At 38.3% G+C, this 15,410-nt stretch carries 16 protein-coding genes; 6 read left to right on the top strand and 10 right to left on the bottom strand.

Features of this window, described 5'->3' with window-relative positions; genetic code table 11:
* Positions 1-66: 66 nt before the first annotated feature.
* The 4 genes from ELS83_RS06510 to ELS83_RS06495 form a co-directional block, all read right to left on the bottom strand.
* Positions 67-783, bottom strand: a complete 717-nt coding sequence (locus ELS83_RS06510; RefSeq protein WP_171594727.1) for a hypothetical protein — start codon at positions 781-783, stop codon at positions 67-69.
* A gap of 274 nt (positions 784-1,057) precedes the next feature.
* Positions 1,058-1,252, bottom strand: coding sequence for a PspC domain-containing protein (locus ELS83_RS06505; RefSeq protein ID WP_171594726.1), 195 nt, complete (start codon positions 1,250-1,252; stop codon positions 1,058-1,060).
* A gap of 6 nt (positions 1,253-1,258) precedes the next feature.
* A complete protein-coding gene (locus ELS83_RS06500; RefSeq protein ID WP_054714877.1) occupies positions 1,259-1,513 on the bottom strand; it encodes a hypothetical protein in 255 nt (84 codons plus the stop codon).
* 103 nt (positions 1,514-1,616) lie between these two features.
* Positions 1,617-1,865, bottom strand: a complete 249-nt coding sequence (locus tag ELS83_RS06495) for a hypothetical protein (RefSeq protein WP_171594725.1) — start codon at positions 1,863-1,865, stop codon at positions 1,617-1,619.
* Positions 1,866-2,607: 742 nt separating this feature from the next.
* Between ELS83_RS06495 and ELS83_RS06490 the strand changes: the two genes are divergently transcribed.
* The 6 genes from ELS83_RS06490 (at position 2,608) to ELS83_RS06465 (ending at position 8,561) form a co-directional block, all read left to right on the top strand.
* On the top strand, positions 2,608-2,838 hold the full coding sequence (locus tag ELS83_RS06490; RefSeq protein ID WP_171594724.1) for a DUF2061 domain-containing protein: 231 nt from the start codon (positions 2,608-2,610) through the stop codon (positions 2,836-2,838).
* Between the two features lie 10 nt (positions 2,839-2,848).
* A complete protein-coding gene (locus ELS83_RS06485) occupies positions 2,849-3,325 on the top strand; it encodes a precorrin-2 dehydrogenase/sirohydrochlorin ferrochelatase family protein (protein WP_171594723.1) in 477 nt (158 codons plus the stop codon).
* A 3-nt stretch (positions 3,326-3,328) separates the two neighbouring features.
* Positions 3,329-5,104 carry an assimilatory sulfite reductase (NADPH) flavoprotein subunit gene (locus ELS83_RS06480; RefSeq protein WP_171594722.1) on the top strand — a complete coding sequence of 592 codons (1,776 nt, stop codon included), beginning with the start codon at positions 3,329-3,331 and terminating at the stop codon, positions 5,102-5,104.
* A gap of 13 nt (positions 5,105-5,117) precedes the next feature.
* Positions 5,118-6,824, top strand: coding sequence for an NADPH-dependent assimilatory sulfite reductase hemoprotein subunit (locus ELS83_RS06475; RefSeq protein ID WP_171594721.1), 1,707 nt, complete (start codon positions 5,118-5,120; stop codon positions 6,822-6,824).
* Positions 6,825-6,835: 11 nt separating this feature from the next.
* Positions 6,836-7,654, top strand: a complete 819-nt coding sequence (gene cobA, locus ELS83_RS06470) for a uroporphyrinogen-III C-methyltransferase (protein WP_171594720.1) — start codon at positions 6,836-6,838, stop codon at positions 7,652-7,654.
* Positions 7,655-7,835: 181 nt separating this feature from the next.
* On the top strand, positions 7,836-8,561 hold the full coding sequence (locus ELS83_RS06465) for a head GIN domain-containing protein (protein WP_171594719.1): 726 nt from the start codon (positions 7,836-7,838) through the stop codon (positions 8,559-8,561).
* A 43-nt stretch (positions 8,562-8,604) separates the two neighbouring features.
* On the opposite strand, the gene ELS83_RS06460 is transcribed toward ELS83_RS06465, so the two are convergent.
* The 6 genes from ELS83_RS06460 to ELS83_RS06435 all read right to left on the bottom strand — a co-directional run bounded on the left by ELS83_RS06460 (position 8,605) and on the right by ELS83_RS06435 (position 15,388).
* The gene (locus ELS83_RS06460) at positions 8,605-8,838 is read right to left on the bottom strand and encodes a hypothetical protein (RefSeq protein WP_171594718.1); all 234 of its coding nucleotides are present in this window, start codon (positions 8,836-8,838) and stop codon (positions 8,605-8,607) included.
* A 48-nt stretch (positions 8,839-8,886) separates the two neighbouring features.
* Positions 8,887-11,016, bottom strand: a complete 2,130-nt coding sequence (locus ELS83_RS06455) for a Tex family protein (RefSeq protein WP_171594717.1) — start codon at positions 11,014-11,016, stop codon at positions 8,887-8,889.
* Positions 11,017-11,043: 27 nt separating this feature from the next.
* Complete coding sequence (locus ELS83_RS06450) at positions 11,044-12,234, bottom strand: protoporphyrinogen/coproporphyrinogen oxidase (protein WP_171594716.1); 1,191 nt, start codon at positions 12,232-12,234, stop codon at positions 11,044-11,046.
* Between the two features lie 18 nt (positions 12,235-12,252).
* On the bottom strand, positions 12,253-13,464 hold the full coding sequence (locus tag ELS83_RS06445) for a DEAD/DEAH box helicase (RefSeq protein WP_171594715.1): 1,212 nt from the start codon (positions 13,462-13,464) through the stop codon (positions 12,253-12,255).
* 56 nt (positions 13,465-13,520) lie between these two features.
* Positions 13,521-14,708, bottom strand: a complete 1,188-nt coding sequence (locus tag ELS83_RS06440; RefSeq protein WP_171594714.1) for a class I SAM-dependent rRNA methyltransferase — start codon at positions 14,706-14,708, stop codon at positions 13,521-13,523.
* Between the two features lie 89 nt (positions 14,709-14,797).
* Positions 14,798-15,388 carry a 3'-5' exonuclease gene (locus ELS83_RS06435; RefSeq protein ID WP_171594713.1) on the bottom strand — a complete coding sequence of 197 codons (591 nt, stop codon included), beginning with the start codon at positions 15,386-15,388 and terminating at the stop codon, positions 14,798-14,800.
* Positions 15,389-15,410: the final 22 nt, after the last annotated feature.

The following is a 15,410-nucleotide window of genomic DNA, read 5'->3' as shown; positions in this document are numbered from 1 at the left end:
ACCAATTCTTTTAAAACAAAAAAGGCTTCCTAAAAAGGAAGCCTTGGAAATTTATTTCGATTCAATTTACTTCAAAGTAACCGCAAATGTCAAAAATAACTTTTCTGTTGCCGGATTCAGGGTTAGCCCACCACGAATTGGTAAAGAGAATTTATCGGTTAGTTTTAATTCATCGTACATGGTAACATTCACATTTACCACATTAAATTTATCATCGTACATTCCTTCGAATGGTGAGAAACCCAATGCATACGTGAATTTTTTACCCCCAATAAAGTTTGAATAGCCCAATTCGAAATAGGTAGAGTAGTTCTGATCGCCATTCTCATCCTTATCGAATTCTCCGTAGAACAGAACAGATCCCATTACAGAAACCGGGAATTTTGCACACCCTTTGTACTTCACCAACGCATCGAACAAATGAACACTATTTTCACTATCGAAATCAAAGAATTTTGAGTTTTCGAAGTTTGGTCGTGGACAGTAAAAATCGTACACACTAAACTGGAACAAAGGAGTGTTGTAGGAAACATAGAAGTCTACTTCCTGGTAACTATCATCAGTTGCATAAGCTCCCCAGGCTCCAAAAGTAAAACGACCTGTCTGCAGCTCCAAAGTAGGTTCAATGGTTGGTGCTGTTCCGCTATTACTACCTCTCCATAAATGTTTGCTTACAAAGTCAATGCTTCGATTCACTTTGGTTTTCGATGGAAGTTTTTCAGCGCTAACTCCCAAGCAAATGCATACCAACCCAATAAAAGGGATCAGTTTTTTTAGGTTCATCCGTTAGATTCTTTAAGTGTTTGTGTTTGTTTTAAAGAGAAAGAATAATAGCTACTTAAACAACTATGTAACAGCATGCTTAAACCGCTTTTCTATCCTCCCTTAAAAATCGCAGCAAAAATAGAAGATTAGAATATTCGAAATCATGACAAATGTGGTCTTTTCGAATATTTTTTCGCTGTTTTTTAACACAAATCATAAAAAAGAAAGAAACTTACTGATACAAAAAAAGGAAAGCCTCTGCTTTCCTTACATATCGTATCTAAAACTACTCTTAAATTTCGTTGTGATCAGGCATCACGAACCAAAAAATCAGGTAGATCAGTAAGCCAGGAAATCCGGCACTAAAAATTGAAATTAAGACATACAAAATCCTTACAAGTGTAACATCCAGGTTAAGATATTCAGCTATTCCTGCACAAACACCTGCAATCATTTTATTGGATGATCGCTTCAATTTTTTACTCATCTCTAATTAATCGTCAAATTCTTCGTCGTAAAGGTCTTCCTGATTTTCCAATTCATCATTATAGAAGGTCTCAGCCTCGTCCAAAAGATCTTCAATCAAATTTTGATCTTCAGGAGTTTTATCCATCCAGTAAATGGTCTGGTTTGAATTAAAATCTTCAACATCGCACTCGATAATACACTTCGGAGAACGTGTGTGAACAATGAAAAGAGTATCTGGTAACTCTTGCGAATTGTCTGCTAATAAAAACTTTGGTAGCATAGTTATCAATTATTAAATGTGCTGTAAATATAGGAAGAGATTGAATTACAAGCAACAAATTACGAATTAACAATTCATAATTTTTTCATATCCTCAATATGAGTTAATCAAGGTCCACATCTGACTCTGTATCACACTCTTCCTCATCCATGTCCAATCCCAAATCATAATTCATATCAACTTTTACCAAAAAATGGTATTCTTCTGTGCTGATAGAGAATGCATAAAAGCTTTTGTTAGGACCAAGAATGTACGACTGTATTGCTTCTTCAAATCCATTGGGATAGGTTTTATTCACAAGTTGCATTAATTCATTATCCAGTTTTTTGAAACTTACAATTCTGTTTTTCATCTATTTCAGATTTTCTTATCACAAGATTTTTTATTGACAATTTTAGTTGAATTCAAGTCATATGATGAAAAGTAATTATGAATTCTTCTTTAAATAATCCTTTACTCTTTCTTCGTACACACACTAAATAAAATATTTTCCAATATTTTTTAGACATTTACAAAACACCATTCTAAAAGCTTTGAAATATCAGATTTTAAAGGGCTTTGGTATTCAGAATGCAATAGTCTTCGTAATCGATTACGAAATCATCAATTCAATGCAAACCTCTCTATTTTTTAAATTCTGTGTTTGTAATATTCAAAATAACTTCATAACATTGTAGGCGAATTAAAGATCATTTAATCCGATTTAAAACAAAACAATGAAATTTACTCTTGAAAATACATTTGCTTCTTCTCTTGCATGTACTTGTTGTATGTGTTGGGATAATCATGTATTGCAGAAAGGAATTGTTTAGTCAGAATTGGACACAATAAAAGCACAAAGCCTTTTTGCAAACGCAAAAAGGCTTTTTTTATGGAAATCAATACAATTTATCTTAGAAGATCAGACAAGCATCACAGATCAAATGAAGAACGAGAAATCACATATCAATTTAATTTATCAGCAAGCTGTATGTTGTTGTATGTGTATGTTATGGTATCCACCTTAGCAGATTTCGTTATGCATATAAATGACCAAGCGTACCGAGCCTTTCTGCGAACCAGAAAGGCTCTTTTTTTACCATTAGCCGAAAAAAATGAGAGAAAATACATACAGAAGCATTGCAAAAACAATTTCGTGGAGAACGGTTGGCACCCTCGATACCATATTAATTTCCTGGCTGATTATTGGAGATATAACATGGGCAATGTCGATAGGTGGAGTCGAATTATTCACAAAAATGGGACTCTATTTTATTCATGAAAGAACCTGGAATAAGATCAAGTTTGGCAAGGAGGAGAAACATCCAATAGATTATCACATTTAAAGCAAAAATCATGTCGAAGAAGCAATTTTTACCCATAGCAATAGATATCACCAATAAGAAAATACTGATTATTGGAGGTGGCGAAGATGCCTACAAAAAATTAAAAATATTACAGAGAAGTACCGATTTATTAGAAGTACTTGCGCCAAACATTATCAGTTGGATCAAGAATTCAGGCATTAAATATCATGAACAACAGTATGATAAAAAGTTTCTGAGCGATTACTACCTGATTTATAGCTGTGTTGATGATCCAGCTTTTGTTCGCCAGTTGATCAGGGATTGTAATGAAGCAAATGTACTGCTCAATGTTCACGACCAACCAGAATTTTGTGAATTTGTTTCTCCGGCCATCTACAAGAAAGGCAATTTGAGTATTGCCGTAAGTTCAAATGGCGAAGATGTTTTCAAATCGATACAAATTCGAAATCAACTGAAAGATTATTTCGAAAACTACAGACTTCAAAAATTACTAATTGCAAACTAAATCATGACAAATCCATATCAAATTAATACCGAAAAATTACAAGAAATCGATGCCTTGATTCATGATCTGAAAAAGGAACAGTTGATTTGGCTGAATGGCTATCTGTCTGGTAAGATTAACGGGATAAACAATGATAACATTCCCAAGCTGGCGAATGTAAAAACAGTTTCAGAAAAAATCACTATTCTTTATGGTACCCATACCGGGCATAGCAAAGAAATTGCCCTCGATTTGTACGATAGAGTACGTGCACTAGGATTTACACCTGCACTAAAAGCATTGGATGAATACAAGAAAAATGACCTAAAAAAAGAGGAGTATCTTTTCCTGATTGTAAGCACACATGGCGAAGGCGAACCACCAATTCAGGCCGAAGATTTCCATGAGTTTGTATTGGGAAAGAGAGCACCTAAGCTAGAAGGAACAAAATATTCGGTACTGGCTTTAGGCGACAAATCGTACAAAAAATATTGCCAGACTGGTGTCGATTTCGATGAAGCATTTAAAAAACTGGGCGGAACACCTATTGTTCCCATTCATAAAGCTGATGTTGCTTACGAAGAAGTTGCCGGGAAGTGGATTGAAGCAATTGCAGGAGAATTGAAAGAAATTCAACCCAATTCAAATCAAGCGACAAGCGTTGAAAACTCACCTGTCACAAAGAAGAAGTTCAATCGCACTAACCCTTATTATGCAGAAGTGCTTGAAAAAGTAAGAATCACAACAGAGCAATCTGAAAAGGAAATTTACCATGTTGAAATCTCCCTGGAAGATTCAGAAATAGAATACCAGGCCGGAGATAGCATTGGAATTCTACCTAATAACCCTGTTGACCTGGTTGATCTAATCATTCAACATTTTGCCGATGATGCAGAAAGAATAGTTCATGTTGGTGGTAAAGATTTAAGTCTGTTTAGAGCATTGCAGCACAAACTGGAAATTACAGTATTAAACCGTGAGGTTATCGATAAGTACAATCAGATCGTTAAAAATAAAAATTTGACTGCTTTATTGGAAAACGAGGATGCACTTGACAAATATTTATACGGAGCAGATGCCATAGATTTACTGGAGGATTTTCCTGGAGAAATTACCACTGATGAATTCCTTACTGTATTACGAGTTTTGTATGCCCGTCTCTATTCCATTTCTTCTGGACCAAGTCAGAACCCTGAAGAGGTGCACATAACAGTAGCTTCGGTACGATACAAACACAAGAAAAGAGATCGAAACGGTGCTTGTTCAACTTACTTGTCCGATCAAATTAATGTTGGTGATCATGTTCCAATTTTTATCGATAAAAATGAACTATTCAGATTGCCTGCAGAAACAGATAAGCCAATAATCATGGTTGGTGCAGGCACTGGTATTGCTCCTTACAGAAGTTTCTTGCAGGAAATTGAACAGAACGACAAAAACACCAATAGTTGGTTATTCTTTGGAAATCAGCGATTCAAAGAAGATTTCCTCTACCAGGTTGAATGGCAGAAATACCTGCAAAAAGGGGTTTTAAACAAATTAGATGTTGCTTTTTCGCGCGATCAGAAAGAGAAAGAATATGTGCAAGATAGACTTCAACAAAATGCCAGTGAGGTATTTCAGTGGCTCGAAAATGGGGCACATTTTTATATCTGCGGAGACAAAAACAATATGGCCAAAGATGTACAGGATAGCCTGAAAGAAATTATTTCTGCCCAAGGAGGAATAAGTGCGGAAAAAGCAGACGAATATCTAAAAAAATTAAAGAAAGAGAAGCGATTACTTCTTGATGTTTACTAAAGAAATCACAATCATGTCAGACCAAAATATAAATTGGGCAGAATTGTCCGAGGTAGAAAAAATTAAAACGGACAGCAATTACCTTAGAGGAAGCTTAGTGGAAAGTCTAGCCGATCCAATTACGGATGCAATTGCTGTAGACGATCGCCAGGTATCTAAGTTTCATGGTATTTATCAACAGTTCGACAGGGATACCGAACGAGAAAGAAAAAAAAGCAAACTGGAACCCGATTACTCTTTCCTTATCAGGGTAAGAGTTCCGGGTGGTGTGGTAAATGCGGAGCAATGGCTGCAAATGGATCAAATTTCTGATGAATATGCCAACAGCACTTTAAAGCTGACCACCAGGCAGGCATTTCAATTTCATGGAGTTTTAAAGGGAAATTTGAAAGCCAGTATCCAATCCATCAACAAAGCATTGCTGGATACCATTGCAGCTTGTGGCGATGTGAACCGAAATGTAATGGCCAGTCCTCACCCTTACAGCTCTAATGTGTTCGATCAGGTTCATGATTATGCCAATAAAGTGAGTGATCACCTTACACCAAGAACACCGGCTTATTATGAAATATGGCTCGATCAGAAAAAGGTGGCGGAAGGATCGCAAGGCGAAGTAGAACCTTTGTATGGCCCGGTTTATCTGCCAAGAAAATTTAAAATCGGTTTTACTATTCCTCCGTTTAATGATACCGATGTATTTACACAAGACATAGGCTTTATTGCCATCGAAAACAATGGTATTCTGAAAGGATTTAACGTGGTTGCTGGTGGTGGAATGGGAACCACTTTCGGCGATACGGAAACTTATCCCCGACTGGGAACCGTTTTGGGCTTTGTAAAAGCTGAAAACACGGTAGATGTGGCTGAGAAAATTGTTTTGGTACAAAAAGAACAGGGAAATCGAAAGATCAGGAAAAATGCACGTTTAAAATATACGATCGATCGCCTTGGTGTAGAACGATTCAAAGAATTGCTGCATGAAAAACTTGGCTATAAGCTGGAAGCTGAAAGACAGTACGCACTGGTTCGAAATGGCGATAAATTTGGTTGGCATCAGACCCAAAGTGGAGAGTGGTATTTGGGCCTGTTCGTCGAAGGCGGCAGAGTAAAAGATGAAAAGAATGCAAAAGTAAAATCTGCTTTGCGCGAAATTGCCAGCCTTAACATTTCCGATTTTCGTTTGTCGGGCAATCAAAACCTGATTCTTGGTAAAATTAAAAGTGAAAACAAGAGCAAGATCAACGAAATCCTGAAAAAGTATGATTCACTTCCATACACGATATCAGGAAGCAGATCGAATTCGATTGCTTGTGTTGCCTTAAATACCTGTAGCCTGGCTTTTGCCGAAGCTGAAAGATACTTGCCAAGTTTGATCGATAAAATTGAGCACAGCTTAAAAGAATTCAACCTGTTCAAGGATGAAATTGTAATTCGAATGACTGGATGTGCCAATGGTTGTGGAAGACCCTATGTAGCCGAAATTGGATTTATCGGGAAAGGTCCAGGCAGATACAACCTCTACCTGGGAGGGAATTTTAATGGCACTCGTCTGAATAATTTGTACCGCGAGAATGCAAATGAAGAAGAAATACTGCAGGAACTCCGACCAATTCTTCAAGATTATTCTAAAAATAGAACTGATGGAGAATATTTTGGAGATTTTGTGATTCGCCAGAAGTACATCCAGGAAATTGTACACCCAAAAGATTTTAAACATTAAACTTGAATAGCATGAGTACAGGAAAAATATGGATTGTAGGTGCCGGCCCCGGTGCCTCCGATCTTCTTACACTACGAGCTTTAAAAGTAATCGAATCGGCAGATGTTATTCTAACTGATGCATTAATTACCAAAGATGTTCGAAACCTATTTCCAGAGAAAACAAAGGTAATTGAAGTTGGGAAACGCTCAGGCGATGGAACAAATCCCGTTACAAGACAGCAATACATACACAACCAAATGATCCTATACTATAGTTTGGGCTATCAGGTTGTAAGGTTAAAATCTGGCGACCCAATGGTTTATGGCAGGGGCGTTGAAGAAATTCGATTTCTATTGGAATCGGAACTGGATTTTGAATTGATTCCCGGAATTAGTGCTGGAATGGCTGCTGCTAACGAATTCTGGGTTCCGCTTACTGAAAGGGGAAAAGCATCTGGTATTCATTTTCACTCAGCCGTTAAAGTTGGTGGCAAAAAAAATGAATTGGATGGCATTGTTCAGCAAATCGAAAATAACGATACGGTCGTAATTTACATGGGATTAGAAAACCTGAACAAAATGGCAGCTGAGCTCAACCAACGACTTTCAAAGGAAACCCATATCAATGTGGTTTCGAAAGTTAGCTATGGCGATAGTGAAATTTTGAGTGGCAATACACAATTTTTTAGCACCATCGAAGCATCAGAACTTCCTGCCTCCCCTGCAGTTATCATACTGGGAAATCACACGCAAGTGCCAGCTAAAAAACCAAAACATAGAATCGACAAAGCAAGCATTAAAAGCAAGTTTAAAAAACTAATTACACAATCTTTTCTGATTATATTCTAATAATAAAAAATAATCATGCAACCATAAGAACCTCCTTATCGTCTTTACATCAGATCGTTTACAAGCGAAAAAAATAAAACTTATCATTTTATGGATTGAAGCTGTAACTTGAAGCCTATGCATGGCGTCATATAATATGATTAGAAGACCCTAAAGAAAAATTTCACTAAAATCTTATAGCATGAAAAAATTATTGAAAAAATTGTCCCTTACTTTAATTGCCTTTACAATGGTATTTTCGTCGACCGTAAATGCGCAGTTCTGGGGAGAAAAAGGCAACGGTAATGTAAAAACACAAGATCGCGAAGTTGGTTCATTTAGTGCAATTGCATCGAGCAGTGGCATTGATGTTTACCTAAGACAAGGAGATAAAGAGTCGGTTACAGTAGAAGCAGATGAAAATCTTTTGGATATCATCGTGACCCGCGTAAAAGGTGATAAATTAATTATCAAAACCGAAGACCCAATTCGAAGAGCTAAAAAGCTGGATGTTTATGTGACTTTTGTAAATGTAAACGAAATTACGGTTTCGAGCGGATCGGATCTCGAATCGAGCAGCATGCTTAAGTTTGAAACACTGGATATCTCGGTAAGCTCGGGTGCCGATGCAAAACTTGAACTCCAGGCTGATGATGTAACTTGCTCGGTTAGTTCTGGTGCCGATGCCAATCTTTCAGGAACAACCAATTCATTCTACGGAAAAGCAAGCAGCGGTAGTGATCTTAGAGCTACCGATTTAAAAGCGAAACATTGCAAGGCAAAGGCTTCAAGCGGAGGCGATGTTTCGGTTTATGCAACTGAATCGATCGAGGCTTCGGCCAGTTCAGGTGGCGATGTAAATTACTATGGCGATCCTACAAAAGTGAATGTGAGCAGTTCGAGCGGCGGCGACGTTAGCAGACGATAATACAAACAGAAAGAGCAGCCAATTAGCTGCTCTTTTTTTATCCTTATTTTTTTCTCTTTGCCTCCACTTCTTTCAGGTATTCATCCAGGCCTTCAAATGGTTTATAATTTTTCGGAATTCCCAATTTTGCCGAAGGATCGTTGGCCGATAAATCAACCTTTGCTCCACATTCAGGGCAGTTCACCGTATGATGATTGGTAATTTCCAATATCTTCACAATCATCTCCTTTTTACAAGTTGGACACTCAATTATTACATCCTGATCGTTAAAATCCATAGCTTATTATTTATTTCAATACAAGTGATTAAACTACTTAAAATTTACCTATTGCTCACATTCTTTCATCGATAGTTGAATGCGTTTTCGCACAACATCAACCTCAATCACTTTCACATTTACATGCTGATGAAGCTGAACCACATCTGCCGGATCGGAAACAAATCGATTGGCCAGTTGAGAAATATGAACCAATCCATCTTGCTTTACACCCACATCAACAAAAGCACCAAAATTGGTGATATTGGTTACAATCCCGGGCATTTCCATACCTACTTCCAGCTGATCGATCTTGTAAATCCCTTCCTTAAACTGAAAAACCTTAATGGCCGTTCTTGGGTCGCGTCCTGGTTTTTCCAGCTCTTCTAAAATATCCTTCAATGTTGGCAATCCAACTTCACTGGTAACATATTTGTTTACATCTATTTGCTTGCGCAGATTTTGATCTGCAATCAAATCGGCAACCGTGCAATTCATATCTTTTGCCATTTGCTTTACAATCCCGTACGATTCAGGGTGCACAGCCGAATTGTCCAAGGGATTCTCAGAATTTGGTATGCGAAGGAAACCCGCGCACTGCTCAAAGGCCTTAGCTCCCATTCTTTTCACTTTCGTGATCTCCTTACGGGATGAGAAAGCGCCGTTCTCGGCACGATAATCGACAATATTCTGTGCCAGCTGTGGCCCCAAACCAGAAACATAGGTTAGCAAATGTTTACTTGCAGTATTCAGGTTCACACCCACTTTATTTACACACGATTCCACAACCTGATCCAAACTCTGCTTCAGCAAGTTCTGATCAACATCATGCTGATACTGCCCCACTCCAATCGACTTGGCTTCGATCTTTACCAACTCAGCCAATGGATCCATCAATCGTCGACCGATCGATACTGCACCTCGAACGGTAACGTCGTATTGTGGGAATTCTTCTCTTGCAACTTTCGAAGCAGAATAAATGGATGCTCCGGCTTCACTCACTACAAAAACCTGTACTTTTCTGTCGTAACGCAAATTGGTTACAAATCGCTCGGTTTCGCGGCTCGCCGTTCCATTTCCTATGGCAATGGCTTGAATATTATATGTCTCGACCAAACTTGTTAGCTTTTTAGCCGATAATTTTCCCTGGTTTTGAGGTGCATGCGGATAAATGGTTTCATTGTGCAAAAGATTTCCCTGTGCATCAAGACAAACCACTTTACAGCCCGTTCTATATCCCGGATCGATAGCCAGTACACGCTTTTGTCCCAAAGGCGAAGCCAATAACAATTGTCTCAAATTTTCAGAAAAAACCCGTATCGCTTCTTTATCCGCTTCCTCTTTCGAAGATTTGGCAAACTCCGTTTCAATCGAAGAACTCAACAATCTCTTGTAGGCATCTTTTACTGCCTCTTCCACCTGTTCCGATGCTTCTGTATTCCCTTTGATAAAAATTCTGTTCAATCTTTCCAGAACATCATCCTGATTCGGAGCAATTTCCAGGCGCAAAATTCCTTCAGCCTCACCTCTCCTCAATGCCAGCATTCTATGCGAAGCACATCTTTTCAAAGCTTCTTCCGACTGAAAATAATCCTTGAATTTAACTCCTTCTTCCTCTTTCCCTTTAATTACCTTTGAACGGATAACGGCCTGTCGCTGAAAAATGCTTCGCACCGAATTACGCGAAATTTCATTCTCGTTTACCCACTCAGCAATAATATCGCGAGCTCCCTGTAAGGCTTCATCTTCATCTGCAACCTCATCGTTTACAAACTGGCTTGCTCTCGATTCCACATCACGTTCCACCTGTTTCATCAATATTTTTGCCAGTGGTTCCAGGCCTTTTTCTTTTGCTTTTACTGCCCTTGTTTTGCGCTTTTGCTTGTATGGCAAGTACAAATCTTCCAATTGATTCAAGTCTGTACAAGCCTCAATCCTGGCGCGCAATTCGTCTGTCAGTTTCTCTTGCTTGTCAATTGCATCAAGAATACTTTCTCTTCTCTTATCCAGCTCTGTTAATCGTGCCAATTCTTCTTTAACATTGGCAATCTGAACTTCATCCAGGCTGCCTGTCATCTCTTTTCGATAACGAGCAATAAATGGCAATGTGGCACCTTCTCCCAGAAGTTGCATGGTATTTTCAACCTGAAAAGCCTGCAATTGCAAGCTTTTCGATATTTGGGTTATGTATTTGTTCATCTCTTAATAAGTATCAGTTAGAATGCATCAGGATTTTGAATAGCGTTCAAACTCTTGTTTCGATCGTTCCACGCAATCCTCAAGCGAAAGTCCGTTAAAGTAATTGCCTGTGATATAAATTCCGCTTTCTTCTGCCAATTGTTTAATCTTAGCCATTCGCTCGGTATGCCCTATCTTAATTAAAGGCAACTTGTGTTTGGCCTCAACAGTTTCTGCTTCCAAAGAGTCGATACCAAGCAGTTCAGTCATAAACTTTTCTTGTTCCACTTTACTGATATGGTTCTCCTCGAAATGGAAAGCAAAACCTCTCATTTTTTCATGTGTCAGCACATCGCGGGTAACCATTGAAAAACATGGTCCTTGCAAAGGAATCACAAAGCTAAGTGGATCGAAGGATAGCTTCTCTTTTTCTAAAACCACCGTGCGCGATTCAATATTTTGAATTGGAAAATCAGCCAATACATCCGATAAATCTGCATTCAGGTTTTTGCTTAATTCAGAGGCTACTTTTGGCGTAACAGCCAATGAGATATCCTTAGAAAGATATATTTCTCCACTCTCTGCTCTTGCTTCAAAACCATCTTGATTTTTTACCAACTCAGAGAGCTTGGTATTCAATTTAAGATCGATATTTTCATGAGCTGCAAGTGCTTGCATAAAACTTGTCATTCCTCTTTTGAGGATAAAACTTTTAGGATGCTCTTTGCTTTTGGTTTTTCGTCTTTTTAGAAAGTATTCGGCCGAAAACTCGTTGGCATTCTGCACAATTACTGCACTAAACATACGCGCAAATACCTTTTCGAAATTCTTGCGACCTACAATTTTTCCGAAGTATTCCTTTACCGTTTTTCCGTCTCTCTTCGAAAAAAACAAGTTAGGTACCGAGCAAATCAATTCAAACTTGCTCACTCTCGACATGATTTTTTCGTGCTTGTCGGTAAACACTTTCATACCCACTTTCTCACGAGCCACAATCTCATCTTCCAATCCATTTTTTTGAATCAGGTCAATTAAATTGGTATAACTTGCATAGAAGGTATGCGCCCCCATCTCCACCCAGAAATCATCTTTGTAATAAGTATTTAAACATCCGCCAATTTTATCGGCAGCATCTAAAACCAGTACTTTTTTACCCGATCGGGCAATATGATTTGCGAGGCTTAATCCACTTATGCCGGCGCCGATCACAATCATGTCGTAAGATTCAGCTTGGGTCATTTTTTTAGCTTAGGGTTATTATTTTTTGTTCGTTTTTTTTCTCTTGAAAAATTTACGTTTGCCTTTGGGTTTCGGCTTTGTTCGAGGATTGTATTCGGGTGCTTCTCCCAGTTCGGCAGGAACCGGTATTTTAAATACATCCGATTCAATTAAATCTTCGATCTTTTTAAAGTCGCCCTGATCCTTGTTTGTGATAAAGGTTAAAGCAACTCCTTCCGATTCTGCACGTGCAGTACGGCCTACCCTGTGCACATAATCTTCTGCATCGTTTGGAACATCAAAGTTGATTACCAGATCGATTGAATCGATATCGATTCCCCTGGCAATAATATCTGTGGCAACTAAAATCTGGTGTTTTCGGTTCTTGAATTCACGCAAAACCTCTTCTCGCTCACTTTGTTCCAAATCGGATTGAATGCCGGCAGCCTTAAATTTATGCTTTTTCAGATCTTTGGTAATGGCCTTTACATTTACCTTGGTCGAAGAGAATATGATTACACTTTTCAGATCTTTACCTTCCAAGAGGTGATTGATCAAAGGAATTTTCTGCTCTTCGTATAGCATATATGCCGCTTGCAAAACTCCTTCGGCAGGTTTTGAGATGGCAATATTTATGCTTTCAGGCTCTACCAAAATTTCTTCTGCCAGCTCTCTAATTTTAGGAGGCATGGTAGCAGAAAACATGAGGTTTTGTCTCTCTTTTGGCAGAAAACTCACAATTTGCATCAAATCGTCGAAGAAACCCATATCCAGCATTCTGTCGGCTTCATCTAAAATCAAATGCTTAATTTTCGACGTATCAACATATCCTAAATTCAAATGAGAAATCATTCTACCCGGAGTAGCAATTACCACATCGGCACCTTCTATCAGCCCCTTTTTCTGTTGATCCCAAACAGAAGAATCGCCACCACCATATACCGATAGTGAAGTAATGGAAACAAAGTATCCAAAACCTTCCATTTGTTGATCGATTTGCATGGCTAACTCCCGGGTTGGAACCAATATCAGGGTACTAAAGCCTTCAGTTTGGTTCTTTTGGATTTGATCCATTACCGGCAACAGATATGCAGCGGTTTTTCCAGTACCCGTTTGGGCACAAACAATCATATCTTTGTTCTCGATAATTTTTGGGATAGATAACTCCTGAACAGGAGATGGTGTTTCGAAGCCCATGGCGTCCAGACCGTCCATTATTTCAGGAGAAAAATCAAATTCAGAAAATTTCAACTAGTTTCTTTTTAGTGAGTTATAAATTACAATGATTGAAGATACAAAAAAACTGTTTATTCAACATATAAAACCAAGCCTTTCAGGTATTCTCCTTCGGGATGATAAATATTTACCGGATGATCGGCTGGTTGCGTTAATTGATGCAGAACACGAACAGTTCTACCTGCATTTGCTGCTGCAACAAATACGGCTTTTCTAAAATCTTCTTTGCTAACTGCCTGCGAACAAGAGAAAGTAAATAGAATTCCTCCTGGCTTAATCTGTTCGAATCCTTTTTTATTTAATCGCTTGTATCCTTTCAAGGCATTATCCAATACCTTTTTGTGCTTTGCAAAAGCAGGTGGATCCAGCACAATCAGGTCATATTTTTGTGAAGATTGATCCAGAAACTTGAAAGCATCTTCAGCGAAAGCTTCATGTCGCTTGTCGTCTGGAAAGTTTAGCTCAACATTTTCATTGGTAATATCAATGGCTCTCGATGAGCTGTCAACCGAATGAACCAATTCTGCACCACCTCGCATGGCATAAAATGAAAATCCACCGGTATAGCAGAACATATTCAATACAGATCTTCCTTTCGAATAGTGTTCCAATAAGCTTCTGTTTTCGCGCTGGTCGATAAAAAAACCTGTTTTCTGGCCTTTCAACCAATCCACATTAAATTTTAAGCCGTTTTCCAATGCTGTAAACGACTCTGTTTCACCAAACAGATACCCATTTTTGGGCTCAATGCCCGATTTAAAAGGAATGGTTCCTTCCGATTTGTCGAAAACAGCTACCAAATCTTTACCAAAAACAGTTTGCAAAGCTTCGGTTATTTCTTCGCGATGCAGATACATTCCAACCGAATGACATTGTATTACGGCAGTTCCTGCATAAAAATCGATGATCAAACCTGGCAGGCCATCACCTTCGCCATGCACCAACCTGAATACATTGTTATCTTCTGCGCCATAAAGAGAAACTGCTCTTCTCATTTCGCAAGCAGAGCGAATTTTTTCTACCCAAAAGTCCAGGTTAATTTCTCTTTCTTCGAAACTTAGAATTCGAACCACTATCGACCCGATGGAGATATGTCCGATTGCTAAAAATTCATTCTGATCGTTATAAACTGAGACCAAATCTCCCTCTTGTAAGCCTTCATCTACTTTACTTACAGCTCCCGAAAAAATCCATGGATGGAATCTTTTAACAGAGTGCTCCTTCCCTTTTCTCAGGTATACTTTTGGATAATCTATCATTTAGAAATGTATTTTTTACTGATTAACGAATTGCAATTGCCTGCAATCGTTGTTTGCGACTTTTTAGAGTCAAAGTAATTTTGTGAGTCTTATATTTCTGGTTCAGCAGCTTTTAGTTTTTCAAATATCTTTAAAGATACCCAAGCATCAGTTGCGGCATATCTTAGCTGACCCGGACTTAAAGTTTCTGCCTCCCAATTCGAAACCTGTTGTCGTTTCGAAATTCTAAAATTCAATACAATGGCCGATAGCTTCTTTAATGAGAAGCTTTCAATCCCAAAATTGGATACATAGTCTTGCAGTTCCAGGAATCCATTGGCATCAAAATCGTTTAGTTTTTGCAATCCCCTGATATCATCTTTAATGGCGGCTCCCACTTTTATGATATCTGGATTTTTAAGAAGATCGATAATTTCTGCTGGAAGACCTATTTTATTAATTCTGAATAAAAAAGTTTTTGAGTTTGCGGCCAGTTGAAGTAAAGCTACATCGTTAACTTTTCCTTTTTTGAACGATGGTCTGGTTTCGGTATCAAATCCTAAAACCGAATAGGTTTTTAGATAATTCACGGCTTCGAAAAGATCTTCATATTCGTCGATCAGAATAATATCTCCTTCGAAAGCCTTTAATGGCATTTTGTTAGCTTCTTCGGCTGTAATTGATTTTTGAAATGGCAACATTTACTACTCTTTTACTCTGGAA

The sequence above is a fragment of the Marinifilum caeruleilacunae genome, from assembly GCF_013141825.1.
GTDB lineage: Bacteria > Bacteroidota > Bacteroidia > Bacteroidales > Marinifilaceae > Marinifilum > Marinifilum caeruleilacunae.
The sequence above is the reverse complement of the archived record's forward strand: the minus strand, read 5'-3'. Positions and strand labels throughout refer to the sequence as shown.

Excerpts from the sequence above, each read along its gene's own strand:
- ELS83_RS06450 (WP_171594716.1), bottom strand. The coding sequence starts at position 12,234 with ATGACCCAAGCTGAATCTTACGACATGATTGTGATCGGCGCCGGCATA.
- ELS83_RS06495 (WP_171594725.1), bottom strand. The coding sequence starts at position 1,865 with ATGAAAAACAGAATTGTAAGTTTCAAAAAACTGGATAATGAATTAATG.
- ELS83_RS06480 (WP_171594722.1), top strand. The coding sequence starts at position 3,329 with ATGACAAATCCATATCAAATTAATACCGAAAAATTACAAGAAATCGAT.
- ELS83_RS06440 (WP_171594714.1), bottom strand. The coding sequence starts at position 14,708 with ATGATAGATTATCCAAAAGTATACCTGAGAAAAGGGAAGGAGCACTCT.
- ELS83_RS06465 (WP_171594719.1), top strand. The coding sequence starts at position 7,836 with ATGAAAAAATTATTGAAAAAATTGTCCCTTACTTTAATTGCCTTTACA.
- ELS83_RS06505 (WP_171594726.1), bottom strand. The coding sequence starts at position 1,252 with ATGAGTAAAAAATTGAAGCGATCATCCAATAAAATGATTGCAGGTGTT.
- ELS83_RS06510 (WP_171594727.1), bottom strand. The coding sequence starts at position 783 with ATGAACCTAAAAAAACTGATCCCTTTTATTGGGTTGGTATGCATTTGC.
- ELS83_RS06475 (WP_171594721.1), top strand. The coding sequence starts at position 5,118 with ATGTCAGACCAAAATATAAATTGGGCAGAATTGTCCGAGGTAGAAAAA.
- ELS83_RS06500 (WP_054714877.1), bottom strand. The coding sequence starts at position 1,513 with ATGCTACCAAAGTTTTTATTAGCAGACAATTCGCAAGAGTTACCAGAT.
- ELS83_RS06485 (WP_171594723.1), top strand. The coding sequence starts at position 2,849 with ATGTCGAAGAAGCAATTTTTACCCATAGCAATAGATATCACCAATAAG.
- ELS83_RS06455 (WP_171594717.1), bottom strand. The coding sequence starts at position 11,016 with ATGAACAAATACATAACCCAAATATCGAAAAGCTTGCAATTGCAGGCT.
- ELS83_RS06460 (WP_171594718.1), bottom strand. The coding sequence starts at position 8,838 with ATGGATTTTAACGATCAGGATGTAATAATTGAGTGTCCAACTTGTAAA.
- cobA (WP_171594720.1), top strand. The coding sequence starts at position 6,836 with ATGAGTACAGGAAAAATATGGATTGTAGGTGCCGGCCCCGGTGCCTCC.
- ELS83_RS06435 (WP_171594713.1), bottom strand. The coding sequence starts at position 15,388 with ATGTTGCCATTTCAAAAATCAATTACAGCCGAAGAAGCTAACAAAATG.
- ELS83_RS06490 (WP_171594724.1), top strand. The coding sequence starts at position 2,608 with ATGAGAGAAAATACATACAGAAGCATTGCAAAAACAATTTCGTGGAGA.